This is a genomic window from Vibrio tubiashii (assembly GCF_028551255.1).
Lineage (GTDB): Bacteria > Pseudomonadota > Gammaproteobacteria > Enterobacterales > Vibrionaceae > Vibrio > Vibrio tubiashii_B.
The window spans coordinates 949,570-968,076 of record NZ_CP117029.1 but is presented as its reverse complement, the minus strand read 5'-3'; the positions used below and the strand labels follow the sequence as shown (position 1 = coordinate 968,076).

Annotated in this window: 13 protein-coding genes; 2 read left to right on the top strand and 11 right to left on the bottom strand. The window is 46.8% G+C overall.

Annotated elements, in window-relative coordinates:
* Positions 1-218: 218 nt before the first annotated feature.
* Positions 219-1,103: a zinc ABC transporter substrate-binding protein ZnuA gene (gene znuA, locus LYZ37_RS04415; protein ID WP_272786660.1), complete on the bottom strand. Its 885-nt coding sequence runs from the start codon at positions 1,101-1,103 to the stop codon at positions 219-221.
* Positions 1,104-1,183: 80 nt separating this feature from the next.
* Here znuA and znuC point away from each other — a divergent pair, with 80 nt between their 5' ends.
* Together znuC and znuB are read left to right on the top strand one after the other, a co-directional pair.
* Entirely contained in the window at positions 1,184-1,969 is a 786-nt protein-coding gene (znuC, locus tag LYZ37_RS04410) for a zinc ABC transporter ATP-binding protein ZnuC (protein ID WP_272786659.1), read from the top strand.
* On the top strand, positions 1,962-2,747 hold the full coding sequence (znuB, locus tag LYZ37_RS04405; RefSeq protein ID WP_272786658.1) for a zinc ABC transporter permease subunit ZnuB: 786 nt from the start codon (positions 1,962-1,964) through the stop codon (positions 2,745-2,747). Before znuC ends, znuB begins: the two co-directional genes overlap by 8 nt.
* Positions 2,748-3,170: 423 nt before the next feature.
* Here znuB and purF read toward each other — a convergent pair whose 3' ends face one another.
* From purF to fabB, 10 genes are all read right to left on the bottom strand, one after another.
* Positions 3,171-4,685 carry an amidophosphoribosyltransferase gene (gene purF, locus LYZ37_RS04400; protein WP_272786657.1) on the bottom strand — a complete coding sequence of 505 codons (1,515 nt, stop codon included), beginning with the start codon at positions 4,683-4,685 and terminating at the stop codon, positions 3,171-3,173.
* 34 nt (positions 4,686-4,719) lie between these two features.
* Positions 4,720-5,211 carry a CvpA family protein gene (locus LYZ37_RS04395; protein WP_004747653.1) on the bottom strand — a complete coding sequence of 164 codons (492 nt, stop codon included), beginning with the start codon at positions 5,209-5,211 and terminating at the stop codon, positions 4,720-4,722.
* 63 nt (positions 5,212-5,274) lie between these two features.
* Positions 5,275-5,811 (bottom strand): SPOR domain-containing protein, encoded by a 537-nt coding sequence (locus tag LYZ37_RS04390; RefSeq protein WP_272786656.1) that lies wholly within the window; start codon positions 5,809-5,811, stop codon positions 5,275-5,277.
* The gene (gene folC / locus LYZ37_RS04385) at positions 5,812-7,077 is read right to left on the bottom strand and encodes a bifunctional tetrahydrofolate synthase/dihydrofolate synthase (RefSeq protein ID WP_272786655.1); all 1,266 of its coding nucleotides are present in this window, start codon (positions 7,075-7,077) and stop codon (positions 5,812-5,814) included. It lies immediately after the preceding gene.
* 44 nt (positions 7,078-7,121) lie between these two features.
* Positions 7,122-8,048, bottom strand: a complete 927-nt coding sequence (gene accD, locus LYZ37_RS04380) for an acetyl-CoA carboxylase, carboxyltransferase subunit beta (protein WP_004747649.1) — start codon at positions 8,046-8,048, stop codon at positions 7,122-7,124.
* 175 nt (positions 8,049-8,223) lie between these two features.
* The gene (gene truA / locus LYZ37_RS04375) at positions 8,224-9,018 is read right to left on the bottom strand and encodes a tRNA pseudouridine(38-40) synthase TruA (protein ID WP_171322477.1); all 795 of its coding nucleotides are present in this window, start codon (positions 9,016-9,018) and stop codon (positions 8,224-8,226) included.
* A 123-nt stretch (positions 9,019-9,141) separates the two neighbouring features.
* Positions 9,142-14,610, bottom strand: a complete 5,469-nt coding sequence (locus LYZ37_RS04370) for a FimV/HubP family polar landmark protein (RefSeq protein ID WP_272786654.1) — start codon at positions 14,608-14,610, stop codon at positions 9,142-9,144.
* Between the two features lie 218 nt (positions 14,611-14,828).
* The gene (locus LYZ37_RS04365) at positions 14,829-15,842 is read right to left on the bottom strand and encodes an aspartate-semialdehyde dehydrogenase (protein WP_272786653.1); all 1,014 of its coding nucleotides are present in this window, start codon (positions 15,840-15,842) and stop codon (positions 14,829-14,831) included.
* Positions 15,839-16,972: a 4-phosphoerythronate dehydrogenase gene (locus tag LYZ37_RS04360; protein WP_272786652.1), complete on the bottom strand. Its 1,134-nt coding sequence runs from the start codon at positions 16,970-16,972 to the stop codon at positions 15,839-15,841. The genes LYZ37_RS04365 and LYZ37_RS04360 overlap by 4 nt, the downstream gene beginning before the upstream one ends.
* 255 nt (positions 16,973-17,227) lie before the next feature.
* Positions 17,228-18,439 (bottom strand): beta-ketoacyl-ACP synthase I, encoded by a 1,212-nt coding sequence (gene fabB, locus LYZ37_RS04355; protein ID WP_004744485.1) that lies wholly within the window; start codon positions 18,437-18,439, stop codon positions 17,228-17,230.
* Positions 18,440-18,507: the final 68 nt, after the last annotated feature.

Genomic DNA, 18,507 nt, shown 5'->3' with positions numbered 1-18,507 from the left:
AGTTCACAGATAATACCAATCGGGATAAATAGGTGTTCAGATAATTGCGCAGGGAAAATCGCTTAGAGCAAGGCATAGATTGCAGCTAGCTAGTTTTTCTACCTTCAAAATCTATAACGCTGCTATCAGCGATTTTAACCAGCAAGAATGACCAAATATTTATTTTGATTGGTATCTTACCTCAGCCAAAGGCACAAGCCTTTGGCTGAATGTCATATTTAGCGCGTCAAGCAATTGCTAAAACTATCAGCAAGGTTCTGCTTAAACTTAAAGTAGCCACCTTCAACCGCTGCGACATCAATACCCAAAGGATCTAAGACACCAGTTTTCGCGTTACTACCGCGAGTGACTGATTCAACCACTGCTGGTGTGAATTGAGGTTCAGAGAACACACAGAATGCTTTCTCTGCTGCCAGTGTTTTACGGATAGAGATCAGCGTTTTCGCACCTGGCTTACGCTCAGGGCTCACCGTGAAATGACCAAGATGGTTGAGTGAGAAGTCATTCTCAAAGTAAGCATAAGCGTCATGGAAAACATAGTAGCCAGAGTCAGATACCGGTTTAAGTTGCGCTGAGATCGCCTCTTTCTGTTCCGCTAACTGCTGTTTAAACGCAGCCAAGTTGTCAAGATATTGCTGCTTGTTTTCCTCATCTAACTGAGCAAGCTTAAGCGCGATCGCTTCAGCTGCTTGTAGCGTTGGTTTATAACCAAGCCAAAAGTGTGGGTCATGAGTGCCGTGATCATGACCATGATGATCGTGGTGATCATGCTCACCAGAAAACTCTCTTAGCTCTAGACCTTCAATATCGCTAATCGTAAGCACATTGTCTTGGTCTTTTAAAATCTTGGTCAGAAAAGGTTCCAAGTCATTGCCGTACCAAATAACCAGATCAGCATTTCGCAAACGCTTTACATCGGAAGGGCGCAGCGCATAGTCATGAGGTGAGGTGTTAGAACCCAATAAAACGTCGGGAGTGGCTACATTCTTAGTCAACTCAACCGTAATCAGTTGAATCGGTTTAATGCTAGTTAATACTGTTGATGCTTGGGCAATAGACGTGCTTGCGAGTACAATTGCGCAAGCCGTTAGAAAACGTTTCATATTATGATGATTACCGACTAGTTATAAGAGTGAATAAATGTTACATTATAACATTAGTCAATTGCAAATGAGTTCCATTCATGTCGACTCTAGTCGAACTCAATGATATTTGCGTTCAATTTGGAGAACGTAAAGTACTTGATAACATTTCTCTTCGCCTTAACAGAGGCGAGATAACCACGCTGATAGGCCCAAACGGCGCCGGAAAGTCCACTCTGGTCAAAGTGCTTCTTGGCCTACAGAAAACCTTCAGAGGAAAAGTCACCAAGCCGAAAGGGTTGAAGATCGGTTATGTACCGCAAAAGCTTAGGCTCAATGACTCATTGCCTCTGAATGTTGAACGCTTTCTTCGCTTAGCGGGCAAATACAGTAAACAAGAATTGAACGATGCCTTAAAGCTAGTCGGCGCTGAGCATCTGTTGAAAAGCAATATGCACTCTTTATCAGGTGGTGAGAACCAACGTGTTCTCCTTGCACGAGCACTGCTGCAACGTCCAGATCTATTGGTACTGGATGAGCCTGCACAAGGTGTCGACGTTCAAGGTCAGATTGATCTGTATGAACTGATCGATACGATTCGTCATCGCTTCAACTGCGCCGTGTTTATGGTTTCTCACGATTTACACTTAGTGATGGCAAAGACTGATGATGTGGTATGTATCAACCACCATGTCTGCTGCTCCGGTGCGCCTGCTGATATTGCGCAGCACCCAAGTTATATCGCGCTGTTTGGTCATACCCACCAGCAGCCATTTGCCTTCTATCACCATAAGCACAACCATCACCATCATGATCTCGCTGGCGATCCCGTCGACGGTGATGCAGACAATTGTTCAAACCATTCTCACGGTCATCATCATGATTGAGTTTTTACTTCCTTCCATTTTGGCGGGCTTAGGTATCGCATTTATCGCCGGACCTTTAGGCTCATTTGTCGTTTGGCGTCGTATGGCTTACTTTGGCGATACGCTGGCTCACGCATCTCTGATGGGTCTGGCGCTCGGTTTTTTGTTAGATATTAACCTATACCTAGCACTGACGGTTTGCTGTCTGGCGCTAGCGGTTATCTTAGTCACCTTGCAAAAACAGCAGCTTGTTGCCACTGATACCCTACTCGGCATTCTTGCCCACAGCGCCCTATCGCTTGGTTTAGTCGCGGTCAGCTTCCTTGATAACGTGCGTATTGATTTAATGAGTTATCTATTCGGTGACTTGCTAGCAGTCACGCCCGAAGATCTGGTTTATATCTATATCGGTGTGGCTATCGTTTCTTCGGTACTCGCCCTGTTTTGGCGTTCTCTGCTGTCCACGACAGTCAATGAAGATCTAGCAGCAGTAGAAGGTCACAACGTCGATTTAATGCGCTTGATCTTGATGCTCATGGTTGGTCTAGTGATCGCGATTGGCATGAAGTTCGTTGGTGCATTGATTATGACGTCACTACTAATCATCCCTGCCGCTACAGCGCGCCGCTTTGCCAAAGCGCCTGAACAAATGGCCCTACTAGCCTCAATCATTGGTGCAATTGCAGTTCTACTTGGTTTGAGTATGTCTTGGCACTATGACACCCCTGCAGGCCCATCTGTCGTTATCAGCGCAACGGCAATGTTTATGCTGAGTCAGTTATATCGAGTGAAGGGCTAGAGAGAAGCGGGATGCGGGAACGGACTTCGTCCTGTGGAAAACTGGAAAACTGGAAAACTGGAAAACTGGAAATAGTTTGCAGAGCTGATTGTCACGTCAACCCTTATGATACTGTCATCCTCAAGAGTGAGGCACGAGCGAGTTGGGGATCTCTTCTAACCAGTAGATAACATACCGAGATTCCCTACTCACTCCTTCGTCGTTCTATGGAATGACCGTAGCGTTTTTTTTCTGGAATAGTATCTAGATCGCTAAGAACACCGCAATCACATCTCGATTCCCGAGCGAAACGTTCCGTAGGACGAAGTCCGTTCCCAAAAGCAAAAAAACCGATGCACAGCATCGGTTTTTGTCTATCTCTCGCTAACTAGCTTTCCAGCAGCGGAGCGATCCATAGGGCGAAGCCCGTTCCCGCCTCCGCTCTTAAGCGCCTTCGTTATGCAACTCTAGGTTTGCTAGGTCTTGCTGGATCTCGCGTTGTACTTTCGCGTCATCGCTACGAAGAGACTCTAGGAAGTCTAGGTAAGCTTGGTCGATATCGCCTGTAACGTATTCGCCACTGAATACTGACGTTTCAAACTTCTCAACATCGCGGTTACCCATGCCAACAGCATCAACAAGGTCATCGATAGTTTGGAAAATAAGCTCATCAGCGCCGATTTGCTTACAGATTGCGTCATTGTCACGGCCGTGAGCGATTAGCTCAGTTGCGCTTGGCATGTCGATGCCGTACACGTTCGGGAAGCGAATTTCTGGTGCAGCCGATACCATAAATACCTTCTTAGCTCCTGAGTCGCGAGCCATCTCGATGATTTGCTCAGACGTGGTGCCACGTACAATAGAGTCATCAACTAGCAGTACGTTCTTATCTTTAAACTCCGAACGAATTGCGTTCAGTTTACGACGTACCGACTTCTTACGTTGCTGTTGACCCGGCATGATGAAAGTACGGCCAACGTAGCGGTTTTTCACGAAACCTTGGCGGTATGGCTTATCAATCGCCTGAGCAATCTGTAGTGCGATATCACATGATGTTTCTGGAATTGGAATTACTACATCGATATCTAGGTGGTCGTACTCGTCACGAATGCGGTCACCTAGCTTTTTACCCATTTCAACGCGTGCGCTGTATACCGAGATTTTGTCGATAAATGAGTCTGGACGTGCGAAGTAAACAAACTCGAAGATACATGGGTTAAGTACAGGGTTGTCAGCACACTGCTTAGTGTGCAGTTGACCATCAAATGTCGCGTAAATCGCTTCACCTGGTGCAACGTCACGTAGGAAGTCAAAACCAACCGCATCTAGCGCTACTGACTCTGAGGCAACCATGTATTCAGTTCTGCCTGCCACTTCGCGTTTACCTAGGCATAGAGGGCGAATGCCGTTAGGGTCGCGAAACGCTACCATACCGTGACCGATGATCATCGCTGTTACTGCGTATGCACCTCGGATAGTACGGTGAACGTTGGTGACTGCGCGGAATACATCGTCAGCCGTTACGTTACCTTTTACGGTATCAATTTCATGAGCAAGTACGTTAAGTAACACTTCAGAATCTGAAGTTGTGTTTACATGACGACGGTCTTTCTCAAACAGTTTTTCACGGACTTCAGACGCATTGGTAAGGTTACCGTTGTGCGCTAGCGTGATACCAAATGGAGAGTTTACATAGAAAGGTTGAGCTTCTGACGCGCTTGAACTGCCTGCCGTTGGGTAACGAACATGGCCGATACCTACGTTGCCTTGGAGTCTTTGCATGTGTTTTGCTTCAAACACATCCTTCACCAAACCGTTCGCTTTTCTCAGACGAAAACGATTGCTTTCTATGGTACAAATACCCGCGGCATCTTGGCCACGATGCTGCAATACCGTCAATGCATCATAGATAGACTGGTTTACAGGCGAAGTGCCCACGATTCCAACAATACCACACATGTCCTAACCCTCGATTTTGACAATGACTGGCGCGTTATAGCGCGCCAGATAAGAAACTAGATGTTGCTTGTAAGTGTTCAAAGAAAGGGGCAATGACGCGGCTAAACTCCGGCACCAGTTGCGAACCTTTCCACCACTGTGAGTCTGGAAACGATGTAAACGCATCCATAAAAAATAGCCCGGCAGACACAATAAGAACACCACGCAAACCGCCAAAGACGACGCCCAATACTCTATCTGTCCCCGACAAACCTGTTTTTTGCACCAGTTGGGCGATCACGTAGTTGACGAGAGCACCAACGATTAAAGTGGCAATAAACAAGGCTGCAATCGCGGCACCGTTGCGGAACATGTCATCTTGGATATTGGTAAAGTAGACCGCTAATTTCGCGTAGTACTGACTCGCGATAAAAAACGCTCCAAACCAAATCACTAATGACAACGCTTCTTTAGCGAAACCACGAACTAAACTGATCAAAGCCGACAGGCCGATCACACCTAAAATGACAATATCTAACGGATTCATTCTGTACTTACATCTTAAGTTGGCGCGCATTTTAACAGAAAAAACGCTGACGCAAACGTTTTCTTATGGATTTAGTGGTTTAAATTTGAGCAATTGACCTTTTGAACCGGTAATTTTTTCCAGTTCGATGATCTGGCGCTCAAGCTTACTCTTAGAAACATCAGGACCAATAATGACTCGGGTAAAACCATTTTCGGGTTTGGTGTGTGCCTGATAGCCGCGTTTTTGTAGATCCTTTACCAGATTTTTAGCGTTGTCAGCATTCTTCAATGCCATAAGCTGGACGATCCACGCGCTATCTTGGTACTCATTACGCTCTGGGACTTCTTTTATCGCCACTGGCAGTGGTTTATCATCAGCAACAGGCTCCTGAGTGACCACGACTTCAACCGGCGTCTCTGGTAAGTTTTGGCTATCATCAACCGGATCGAGTATCTCAAAGCTTTCTAGCTCGCTGTCGAGTTCCGGCTTAAGGGGGATGCTCGCGATTTCTTCTTTGTAATGGGTTTTCTTACCGTCTAAAACGTCGGGTAAAACAATAATCCCTATAGCGACAAGGATAATGGTTCCAACGAGACGGCTCTGAAATTTGCTTGCCATTTATTCACCTTTGTTTTGCCAATGCTCTAGCACTTCACCCACAGTGTGGAAAGAACCAACGACGAGGATGACATCTTGTGGCGTTGCGTTTGTCAATGCAGCTTCAAATGCTTCTACTGGGTTTGGATATTGGGTTGTCCCTGACGGAAGATACTGACATAGTTCTTCAGAACTCGCCGCACGTGGACCAGAAAGAGACGCCGGGTACCAATTAGCAGCAATTGGGCTTAGCGCACTGAGCGTTGCTTCAACGTCTTTATCGTGCAGCATTGCCACCACGGTATGAATATTCTTACCTTGGTACTTTTGCCCAACACGTTCAACTAAGTACTCTGCAGAGTGCGGGTTGTGCGCAACATCTAACAAGATTGTTGGCTCTGTGCTGATCACTTGCATACGACCGGGTAATTGGGCGTTTTTAAGGCCATTGACGATGTTCACATCGCTTAGGTCTAAGTTCGCTGTCGCCAGTGCCATAAGTGCGGTTGCTGCGTTTTGTAATGGTAAGCCTGGGACAGGGAGATCGTCGAGGGTGTAACTTCCGTGTGTCCACTGCCAAACCGACTCGCTTTGCAGTTTGTAGCTGTACTGAATATCAACAGGGTAGAACTCTGCACCAATATCATCAGCGTGCGCTGCAACCGTCGCAGGCGCTTTAGGCTGACCACAAATAGCAGGTTTCCCACTACGGAAAATACCCGCTTTCTCAAAGCCGATCACATTGATGTCATCACCGAGCCAATCAACATGGTCGATAGCTAGGCTAGTGATCACTGAAACATCATGATCCACCACATTGGTCGCATCTAATCGGCCACCTAAACCCACTTCAAGCAGAACGACATCTACTTTCTCTGTTTGGAAAAGGCGCAAGGCAGCTAAGGTGCCATATTCGAATAAGCTTAGGCTGATTTCGCCGCGCTGTTTCTCGATAAAATCAAACGCTTGCGCATGCTTTTCATCACTAAGATCTTCGCCATTGATACGAACACGTTCGTTGTAACGAATAAGGTGCGGAGAACTGTAGACACCAACAGAGTAGCCAGCATCAAGTAAGATTGCTTCCATTAAGGCACAAGTAGAGCCTTTGCCATTAGTACCAGCAACGGTAATAACAGTAGGAGCAGGTTTAGTAAGGTTTGCTGATTGAGCAACAGCTTGAACGCGGTCTAGACCTAGGTCTATCGCAGAAGTGTGGATGTTGGTTAAATAATCAAGCCACATCGACAGTGGTGATGTGGCTTGAGGAATTTGGCTTTGACTCATCTAACTATAACCAATTGATTGTGGTTGCTTGTTAGTGAGTTACTTTACCCTTTTTCGTCTGCTTCTGGTACAGAATAAGCAGCTTCATTTGGCGAATCGTTAACAGAAACCACCAAAGGTGATGGATTGTTGTTCATCTTCGCCATCAGGCTACCAATACGCTGACGCATTTCACGGCGGTCAACGATCATATCGATTGCACCGTGCTCTAGTAGGAATTCACTACGCTGGAAACCTTCCGGTAGATCTTCACGTACTGTTTGTTCAATAACACGACGACCTGCAAAACCGATCAGTGCTTTTGGCTCACCGATGTTGATATCACCCAGCATCGCTAAACTCGCAGATACACCACCCATAGTAGGGTCAGTCATCACTGAGATAAATGGTAGGCCTTTTGCAGACATACGTTCTAGCGCCGCACTGGTTTTTGCCATTTGCATTAGAGACATAAGCGCCTCTTGCATACGTGCACCACCACTTGCTGAGAAACACACTAGACCACAGTTTGCTTCCATCGCTGCTTCTGCTGCACGAACAAAACGCGCACCAACAACAGAGCCCATTGAACCGCCCATGAAAGAGAAGTCGAATGCACACGCAACGATAGGCTGACCAAGAAGCTCACCTTTCATTACAACTAATGCATCTTTTTCACCACTGCTTTTCTGAGCCGCAGAAATACGATCTTTGTATTTCTTCGAATCTCTGAACTTCAGTTTATCTTGCGGCTCAAGCTCGTCGGCAATCTCTACACGATTATCTTCGTCTAGGAATGTTTCAAGGCGACGACGCGCTCTCATACGCATGTGATGGTCACATTTCGGACATACTTCTAGGTTACGCTCTAGTTCAGCGTGGTAAAGCACCTGTTCACATGAAGTACATTTAGTCCAAACCCCTTCAGGGATAGACGCTTTACGTGAACTAACGATGTTGCTTTTTTCTAAAATCTTTTCAAGCCAACTCATGGAAGACCTTTTCTCTCTACTCCCGCGCCTAAAGCGAGGGATACAAATTCTGAATTTACGCGTGAGGATTAAAGCATATTAAATGCCAAGTGTAGACAAAAAACTGGTTGTACCTATTTCTTGAATCAATTCCTCACACACTAAAGACCTGATTAGTTCGACAATTTACCACGGTTTAGTTCAAATTGTCTGGCAAAAATAGTGGTCCAATCGGCACTCTTGGCAATTGGAATTCTTCTGGGTAATCAACATCCACCAAGTACAAGCCTTCCGCTTTCGCCGTTGCCCCTGCTTGCTTACGATCTTTGATCTCCAGTAGCTCTTTTATCCACTCTGGTTTCTTCTCGCCTCGACCAACACAAATCAAGCTACCTGTGATGTTACGAACCATATGGTGAACAAATGCATTGGCTTTAATATCGATCACGACATACTGGTTATGGCGCGTCACATTAATGTGCATCATATTGCGCCAAGGACTGCGTGATTGGCAATGCGTCGCTCTAAAGGATGTGAAGTCGTTTTCACCCAGTAGGTACTGCGCGGCTTGATGCATCTTGTTTTCATCCAGCTCACCGTGATAGTGGCTAACACCCGATGAAAGAATACCCGGCCTCAACGCGCTATTAAAAATGATGTAGCGATAACGACGAGCGGTCGCAGAGAAACGCGCGTGAAACTCTTCAGGCACTTCTTTTGCCCAGCGCACAGCGATATCGTCTGGCAGATTCGCGTTGGCTCCCATCGTCCAAGCGACCATTTTACGCGTTGCTGTGGTATCGAAATGAACCACCTGCCCTGTACCGTGTACACCTGCGTCAGTACGACCCGCACATTGGACTTCAATAGGGTGGTTTGCAACGATGCTCAATGCGCGTTCTAGTTTCTCTTGTACGCTTTTTACTTCTCGCTGGCGTTGCCAACCAAAATATTGAGTGCCATTGTATTCGATGCCTAAAGCAATTCTCATCAGGATGTTCTCGTTGAATTGTTGCTACTAAGGTCTGGTGACCAAATCTTGGGGGCGGCAGTATATACCAAAAAACAAGGGGGCTAAACAGCAGCCCCCTTTTCACTCTATATCTAGAATTACCTAACCCTTATTGATGGTATCAATCAGGTTCTTCGCTTCTCGGCGAATCTCATCACTCCCGTCAACAATGGCTTCTTCTAGCAGCTTAATCGCCCCTTGAGCATCATTCATCTCAACGTAGATTTTTGCTAGGTCTAGCTTACCGGCTGCTTCTGCATTGGCATCAACGTCAGCCGCATCACCAATATCGCCAATCACATCAGGGAAGTCATTCAAACCGACATCAAGCTTAAGCTCATCATCAATCGCTTGTTCTTCTTCCGACTCAACTTCCGCCATTAACTCGTCAATGGTTCGGTAGCTATTGTCATTCGGATTAAACTCTTCTAGGTCAGGCTGATCTTCCCAGTTTTCATCCAGTATCTGCGCTTGTTCAGGTTGATTATCTTGCGCCCAAACATCCGCCTCATCTTCTGGAATCTCATCAGGAATACTTGCCTGCTGCTCAGGAGACAGATTAAATCCATTCCAATCCTCTCCCATTTCAAGCATGGCATCGATATCCATGCCCGCACTGTCAGAAGTAGTGGCATCTATCGGGGTATCAAACGAGAAGTTCGCTGTTTCAGGCTGTTCTTCCGATAGCAACTCATCAAACGCTTTCTCATCGTAGTCTTGATGGGCTAGGTCAATCTCTTGTGCAGATGGAGCAACATTTTCCGAAGGAATCTCGCTCAGCTCAGGAAGCTCAACAGGCTCTAACTCAAAATCATCTTGCGTCAGCTCGTCACTGGTTGGTTCAAGATCATCCAGCGCGTCTTCTTCGTTGTATTGAGGAAGATCAGCATCAGCAATCTCAATCGACTCATTGTCCTGTTCCGCTACAGGAGCTTCACTGTCTAATAGAAGTTCATCAGCGACTTCCGCTAATGCTTCATCTTCACCAAATTCTGGCAACTCTAAGTCATCAAGCTCGAACGACTCGTCTGCTAGTTCTGCATTTGGTGCTTCAACTTCTGGCTGAGGCTCTTCAGCGACTTCTGCTAATGCTTCTTCTTCACCAAACTCTGGTAGATCTAAGTCATCTAGATCGAACGACTCATCTTCAAGTTCTGCAGTGGGTGCTTCAACTTCTGGCTGAGGCTCTTCAGCGACTTCTGCTAATGCTTCTTCTTCACCAAACTCTGGCAACTCTAAGTCATCAAGCTCGAATGCCTCGTCTGCTAGTTCCGCTGTTGGTGCTTCAACTTCTGCTTGAGGTTCTTCAGCGACTTCAGCTAAAGCTTCTTCTTCACCAAACTCTGGCAGCTCTAGATCATCTAGCTCGAACTCATCGTCTTCGAGCTCTGCCGTTGGTGCTTCAACTTCTGGTTGAGGCTCCTGCGCAACATCAGCTAAAGCTTCTTCTTCACCAAACTCTGGTAGCTCTAGATCATCTAGCTCAAACGATTCGTCTGCTAGTTCCGCAGTGGGTACTTCAACTTCTGCTTGAGGCTCTTCAGCAACATCAGCTAATGCCTCTTCTTCACCAAACTCTGGTAGCTCTAGGTCATCAAGCTCGAATGCTTCGTCTTCGAGTTCAGCAGTTTGTGCTTCAACTTCTGGCTGAGGCTCTTCAGCGACTTCAGCCAATACTTCATCTTCACCAAACTCTGGTAGATCTAAATCATCTAGCTCGAACGACTCGTCTGCTTGTTCCGCACTTGGTGCTTCAACTTCTGGCTGAGGCTCTCCAGCGACTTCAGCTAGCGCTTCTTCTTCACCAAATTCTGGTAGCTCTAGGTCATCAAGCTCAAACGACTCATCTGCTATTTCTGCTGTTGGTGCTTCAGTTTCTGGTTGAGGCTCCTGCGCAACATCCGCTAGTGCTTCTTCTTCACCAAACTCTGGTAGCTCTAGGTCGTCTAGCTCGAACGACTCGTCTGCTAGCTCCTCAGTTGGTGCTTCAACTTCTGCTTGAGTCTCTTCGGTAACATCAGCTAATGCTTCTTCTTCACCAAACTCTGGTAGCTCTAGATCATCAATCTCAAACGACTCGTCTGCTAGTTCAGCGCTTGCTGCTTCAACTTCTGGTTGAGGCTCTTCAGCGACTTCTGCTAATGCTTCTTCTTCACCAAGCTCTGGTAGCTCTAGGTCATCAAGCTCTAACGTTTCGTCTTCTTGCTCAGCAGTTGGTGCTTCAACTTCTGCTTGAGGCTCTTCGGTAACATCAGCTAATGCTTCTTCTTCACCAAACTCTGGTAGCTCTAGGTCATCAAGCTCTAACGTTTCGTCTTCTTGCTCAGCAGTTGGTGCTTCAACTTCTGGTTGAGGCTCATCAGCGACTTCAGAGAAATCTTCATCTGCAATATCAGGTAAATCCAGTTCAACTGGGCCTTCTACTTCAGACTCTGTTTGCGACGCTAAACTATCTTCTGCATGAGGCTGCTCGGTTTGCGGCTCGTCGTCAATCAGCCAATCGTCATCTTGAGGGACACCAAATTCATTTGGGATCGCCTCTGGCATCGGTGCTGCAGGTTTGGCTTCAACTGGTTCTTGAGTCGGTTCAGGAGCTTGTTGAGTATCCTCGACAGCTTCGGCGATTTCTGGAGTCTCTGGAGTCTCTGGAGTCTCTGGAGTCTCTGGAGTCTCTGGAGTCTCTGGAGTCTCTGGAGTCTCTGGAGTCTCTGGAGTCTCTGGAGTCTCTGGAGTCTCTGGAGTCTCTGGAGTCTCTGGAGTCTCTGGAGTCTCTGGAGTCTCTGGAGTCTCTGGAGTCTCTGGAGTCTCTGGAGTCTCTTCTTTCAGTGTGTCGCTTTGCTCTTGCTGTGCAAGCACATCATCTTCAACAATTTCTTGTTGCTCAGCACCTGAAGCAGACGTTGGCTCATCTAATCCAACCGCTGGACTTTCTACAACTTGTGTCGGCTCAGGAGTACTTTCAGGTCTCTCAACCTCATCGATTGCTGAGGTTAGCCAATCATCCTCTTGTGCCTCGGTGCTCGCAACATCTTCAGATTCAGCTTCACTAGATGGCTGAACTTCATCGGCCACTTGTTCAGCTTCATCACTCAGTTGGTCTGCTTCTTCACTGTCAAACTGAGGGTTTTCAACTTCTTCAATCGCCGACGTTAGCCAGTCGTCTTCATCATCTTCTTCTGGCTCTGGCTCTGGCTCTGGCTCTGGCTCTGGCTCTGGCTCTGGCTCTGGCTCTGGCTCTGGCTCTGGCTCTGGCTCTGCAAGCTGAGCTTGGTCAATCTCAGTGTCCAAAGCAAGGTCACCAGTGACATCAGCAGCCGGGACATCGTCGAGATCGAGTTCATCAAGAAGTGGGTCCCCTTCTGGAGCCACACTCAACAGGTCATCGATAAAATCTTCACTAGCGAAGTTTTTGTTGTCAGTTGCTGGCGCTTCTTCTTCAATCGACGGCTCATCAGTAGAATCAGCTTCTAGATCTGGTTCTGATGCTGGCTCTGGTAACTCATCTTGTTGATCGATTTCAAGCAGCTCTTCAAACAGGTCGGTCGCATCATCACCAAGATCTTCGTTGTTTTCAGCTTGAGGGTCAGCATCGACCACATCGGCGAGCAAGTCTGTACTATCGGCTAAATCGATCTCTTGAGCGGGCGTATCATCACCAATAAGTTCATCGAGTTCAGAGTCTAAATCAAATTCGTCTGCGCCTTCTGATTCAGCAATAAACTCATCAAGTAGATCGGTACTTTCTTCAGCAGGTTCGTCAACCGAGATTAACTCGTCAAAGGCATCAACTTCATCGCTCGACTCTTGCGGTGCAGCTGACTCTTCAAGAAGCTCATCTAGCAGCTCTGTGCTATCTGCACTGACTTCGACACCTTCTTCATCAACGACTTCGTCTAGCAGTGCCGTTTCATCAAGCGCATTCGCTTCAAGCGCTTCTAGATCCGCCTGCGCTTCCATTTGAGCAAAGATATCATCGATCTCGCTATCATTAGCTAGGCTAGGCTCTGTAGAGTCATCACTTAGATCGAAGCTGTCTTCGCCTTCATCAAGCAAGCTATCAAAATCGAGGTCATCACTGCTGTCATCTTGAGCTTCGTTAAATAGGTCATCCAGTAGTGACTGATCCAGCTCATCGGTGCCAAGCTCTTCGCTTTCACCATCTTCTGCTAGCAGTGAGTCCAACTCATCTTGCGAGAACTCACCATCATCAGACAGGTCGAACCCTTCGTCATCTGAATCCTCGATGACAACTTCATCTAGGGCGCGCTCCATCTCTTCAAGACCAAGTGCTTTATCGTCACCATTAACACTAATGCCGTTTGAACTCATATCAACGTCAACATCAGCCAGTGATTCATCTAAATCACCGTCATCACCAATGCCTGCGAATGGATCATCGCTATCTTCACCTTCAAGGTTGAAGTCAAGGTCACCATCGTCTAGGTCAGCGAATACGTCCACTTCATCGGAATCAGCGTCTGGGTCAACAGAGTCGTCACCAAACAGTTCCTCATCTTTGTCAGATTCGCCAAATAGGTCATCGTCGAGCAACAGATCATCGTCAATATCTTCATTGAGCGTTTCAGGCACGACTGGCGCAACAGGTTGAGGTTGCTGCTCTGTAGGTGCGGCTTGTGGCTCTTCTTTAGAACGACGACCAAGCAGCATCATGATGATGAGACCAATCAATAGCCCCGGAATGATCGCTAGTGCTGCAACTAACCAAGTATTCGAGAACAGCTGATCCATCGCCGAAGGCGCCATTTTTTGCTCTTCGGCGAGACGCATACGCTCAGCTTCAAGAAGTTTTTCAACTTCTGTGCGAATCCGGTCTTCATTTCCAAGTTCGTCTTTTAGTACATCGACTTCAGATTGAACATCCGCCAACATTAAGCGCAGCTTATGGTTCTTCTCTTCCAGTGCCATCAGCTCGGTTTCAGAGGTTTCAAGCTGGTTTTCGAGGGACTTAACCTGTTTTTGTTTCTCGGCGTCAGCAATACCCTTGAGGTCGCTATTTTTGTCGACCATCTTCTCTTGAGCATTATCGACAACTTTTTCCATCGGCTTAGCCATTTCATCAGGCTGCTGGACTGGAACGACATTGACGGCTGGAGCCTGTGGTTGAGGCGTTGCAACGCTAGGTGCTTTACCCAAGCGCGCTTGGTGCGCTGCCATCACGTTGACCGCTTCTTGCGTGGACACACTGCGAACTTGGCTGAGAGAAGGAATACGGATGGTACTCTGAGGGATCAGCTCGTGGATATTTTGGTTGTCAAACGCTTGAGGGTTGAGTTGAAAAATGGCGTAGAGCGTTTGTTGAACAGTAACTGCGTTAGAAGGACGTAATTGAGAGGCGATACTCCACAACGTCTCTTGTTCCGTTGTAGGGCCATAAAATCTTGAAGGTTCTGCCGTACGCGCATCACGAGCAAGAGGCTCTGAAAACTGGGGAGATGACTGGATCTCACCATTTGGCCCTTTAAGGCGAATGCTCTCCGCGTTTACGATAGTAGTTTGAGTCACGGCAACCATTGCCAGAGGCAAGAGTAGACGCTGTAAAAGTCGACGCATATAAGGCTCAGCTATGTGCTCAATTAAATTAATGACAATGATCTGTTAAATATATCGGATAAACCACTCAAAACTATAGGTGGATAGGCAAAAAATGTGTGTCCGGCGCCATATTCGCATTAATCTCACACAATTTTTCAAAATTCGATTAAAAAAGCCTCACACAATGGCGAGGCTTTAGTTAGGTATTTGTCAGCAATAGCTTAGTGTTTGATGACCTAGTAGTAGTCGCGAATCAGTACTTCAGCGATTTGCACAGCGTTAGTTGCTGCTCCCTTACGAACGTTGTCTGCCACTACCCACAGGTTCACACCACTATGGTGACTGATATCATTGCGGATACGACCTACCATCACGTGATCTTTACCGCCAGCATCGCGAACTTGTGTTGGGAAATCTTCACCGTGGAACACTTCGATACCTTCAGTTTGCTCTAGAAGATTAATCACTTCTTGCGCATCAATTGGAGCGCATGTTTCTAGGTGGATTGCTTCCGCATGGCCATAGAAAACTGGCACACGTACACAAGTAGGGTTCACAGTAATCCCTGGATCGTTGAAGATTTTCTGTGTTTCCCAAACCATCTTCATTTCTTCACGGGTATAACCGTTTTCCATAAACTGATCGATTTGCGGAATACAGTTAAACGCGATTTGTTGAGAGAACTCTTCGTTCTCTGCTGGCATGCCGTTAAGTAGCTTAGCCGTTTGGCCTGCTAATTCATCAATACCCGCTTTACCTGCGCCCGACACTGACTGGTAAGTAGATACGTTGATACGCTCAATACCAACTGCATCGTGAATTGGTTTTAACGCAACCAACATCTGAATTGTTGAACAGTTTGGGTTAGCGATGATATTGCGGTTACGGAACTCGGCAATCGCTTCAGGGTTCACTTCAGGCACCACGAGCGGAATATCGTACTCGTAGCGGAACTGTGAGGTATTATCAATCACGATAACACCTTCATCTGCCGCGATTGGCGCCCATTTAGCAGACAAATCACCACCCGCGGAGAATAGAGCGATATGCGCTTGAGACCAGTCAAACTCTTCTACGTTTTGAACGCGAACTGTTTTACCGTTAAAGCGATAAGTCTTACCTTCACTGCGCTCACTGGCCAAAAGGTAAATCTCACCCACTGGGAATTTGCGCTCTTGCAGCACTTCGATAATTGTTTCGCCGACTGCACCAGTCGCGCCTAAAACTGCAACATTATATTGTTGGCTCATTGACTTACCTCAACCTGAAAACCTAGTTTTGCTAGTGGGGATAGATTGCATGACTCTCCACCGACTAACGTGACTGCACTGTACTCTCGACGATCCCAATAGTTTTTACGCATCAGGTCAAACGAACCAGGCTTGCTGATTTCACGTCGGAATAAGGCGTCATCTTTACGCACATCATAGACTAGCTGCGTGATGTTGTGCAGCGTTGCTTCATCCCACTCGCGATCTAAATTGAGTAATGGGACTGGCGCAATGGGCAGCAAGTCACTGGCATGCGCACGTAATTCATTGTTTAGAAACTCACAATAGCTATTGAAGATCATTGTCGTACCGCGAGCTTTCCCCTCTAAGCCATAACCTGCCACATGAGGGGTTGCGAATGCTAGCAGAGGCAGAAGCTCCATATCAACCTCTGGCTCAAATTCAAACACGTCTAATGCCGCAACGAACCCATCATTCTTCTGTAAGCGCGCTTTTAGTGCAGCGTTATCGACAATTGGGCCACGTGCCGCATTGATTAAAATTTGGTCACCACGTAACGTTTCCAACACTGATTGATCAATTAAGTGATGTGTTGGGTGCTCTCCGTCACGCGTGATAGGGGTATGCAGAGTGATAATGTCAGCTTGCTCTAACAGTTCAGACAAAGGGGTAAATTGACGAGTGTCCCCTTCAGCTTGTTTAGGTGGATCGTTGATCAACACATTAATGCCGACGCCTTCTAAGCATTTCTGTAGATAGCTTCCCACTTGGCCCGCACCAATAATGCCCACGGTTTTATCAAACACAGAGAAGCCATGCTGCTGAGCAAGCACCATCATTACGCTAAAAGCATATTCGGCGACGCCTACTTTGTTACAACCCGGCGCGGCGGTAAAGTAAATGCCTTTCTCTTTAAGTAGCGCTTGATCGACGTGATCCATCCCCGCAGTGGCTGTGCCGACAAATTTTAGCTTGTTCGCTTTAGCGATTAGCTCTGCATTCACCTTAGTCACTGAGCGAATCATTAGCGCATCAACATCGATTAAGTCATCGGCGGTCAAGGTACGACCGGATTTTAAAACAACCTCACCTAGCTGACTAAAAAGCTGCTCAGCATAAGGCATATTTTCATCTACAAGAATTTTCATGGGTTTATCGATTTGGCTTTGAATGGCATTGATTGTGCAAAAAAGGTGAGTCGGTGTCGAGTAATTATCTGATCACCTATTATTCCGATTGGTATTAGATAGAAAAATGCCCGGCACTTGGCCGGGCAATAGTCCAGAACAAAAGGATCTTAACCCGCTCTCCATGGGTTAAAGTCTGCGTCTGTTAGACTAACCTTTATTACTAAAGGTTAGTCAGCTCTGGAAACTGGATTGCTCACTAATGAGCAAATTCAGTTAGCCTTGGTATTTCTTGATAACTAGCGTAGCGTTCGTGCCACCAAAACCAAAACTGTTTGACATAACTGTCGTCAACTCTGCGTCACGCTTCTCAGTCACGATATCTAGACCTTGCGCTGCGTCATCTAGAGTCTCAACGTTTACGCTTGGTGCGATAAAGCTGTTTTCTAGCATTAGCGTTGAGTAAATTGCTTCGTGAACGCCTGCTGCACCTAGAGCATGACCTGTCATCGCTTTAGTTGCTGAAATTGCTGGGCTGTTGTCACCAAATAGCTCTTGGATAGCGCCTAGCTCTTTCACGTCACCGACAGGTGTAGAAGTACCGTGCGTGTTTACGTAGTCGATGCTGTCTACATCTTGCATCGCCATCTTCATACAACGAATCGCGCCTTCACCTGATGGCGCTACCATGTCGTAGCCGTCAGAAGTTGCGCCGTAGCCAACGATCTCACCGTAGATTTTCGCGCCACGTGCTAGAGCGTGCTCAAGTTCTTCGATAACCATCATGCCGCCACCGCCAGAGATAACGAAACCGTCACGGTTTGCATCGTAAGTACGAGACGCTTTGTCTGGTGTTTCGTTGTACTTAGTTGATAGTGCGCCCATTGCGTCAAACATCATAGTTTGAGACCAATCTAGCTCTTCACCACCACCTGCAAATACGATGTCTTGTTTGCCCAGCTGGATAAGTTCCATTGCGTGGCCAATACAGTGTGCAGAAGTTGCACATGCAGAACTCATTGAGTAGTTCACGCCGCGAATCTTAAATGGCGTTGCAAGACATGCAGAAACCGTTGAAGACATAGTACGTGGAACCATGTAAGGACCAACACGTTTTACGCCTTTCGCACGCATTGTGTCAGTCGCAACAGTTTGGTTCAGTGCAGATGCACCACCAGAACCTGCAACAATACCTGTGCGATCGTTAGAAACTTGCTCGTCTGTTAGACCCGCGTCTTCAATTGCTTGCTGCATTGATAGGTATGCATACGCAGCCGCATCACCCATAAAGCGCATCTGTTTACGGTCAATGTGCTCTGCTGGGTTGATTTTTAGATCACCCCATACCTGTGAACGAAGACCTTGTTCTTTAAACTGCTCAGAGGCAGTAATACCAGATTTACCTGCTTTTAGAGACGCTAAAACTTCTTCGACGTTGTTACCGATACTTGAAACAATACCCATACCGGTGATTACGACTCGTTTCATTATGACATTCCTATAATTCAAAAATCCGCTAGATGATAACTAAGATAGCGGGGAAAAGTGGTCAGCTT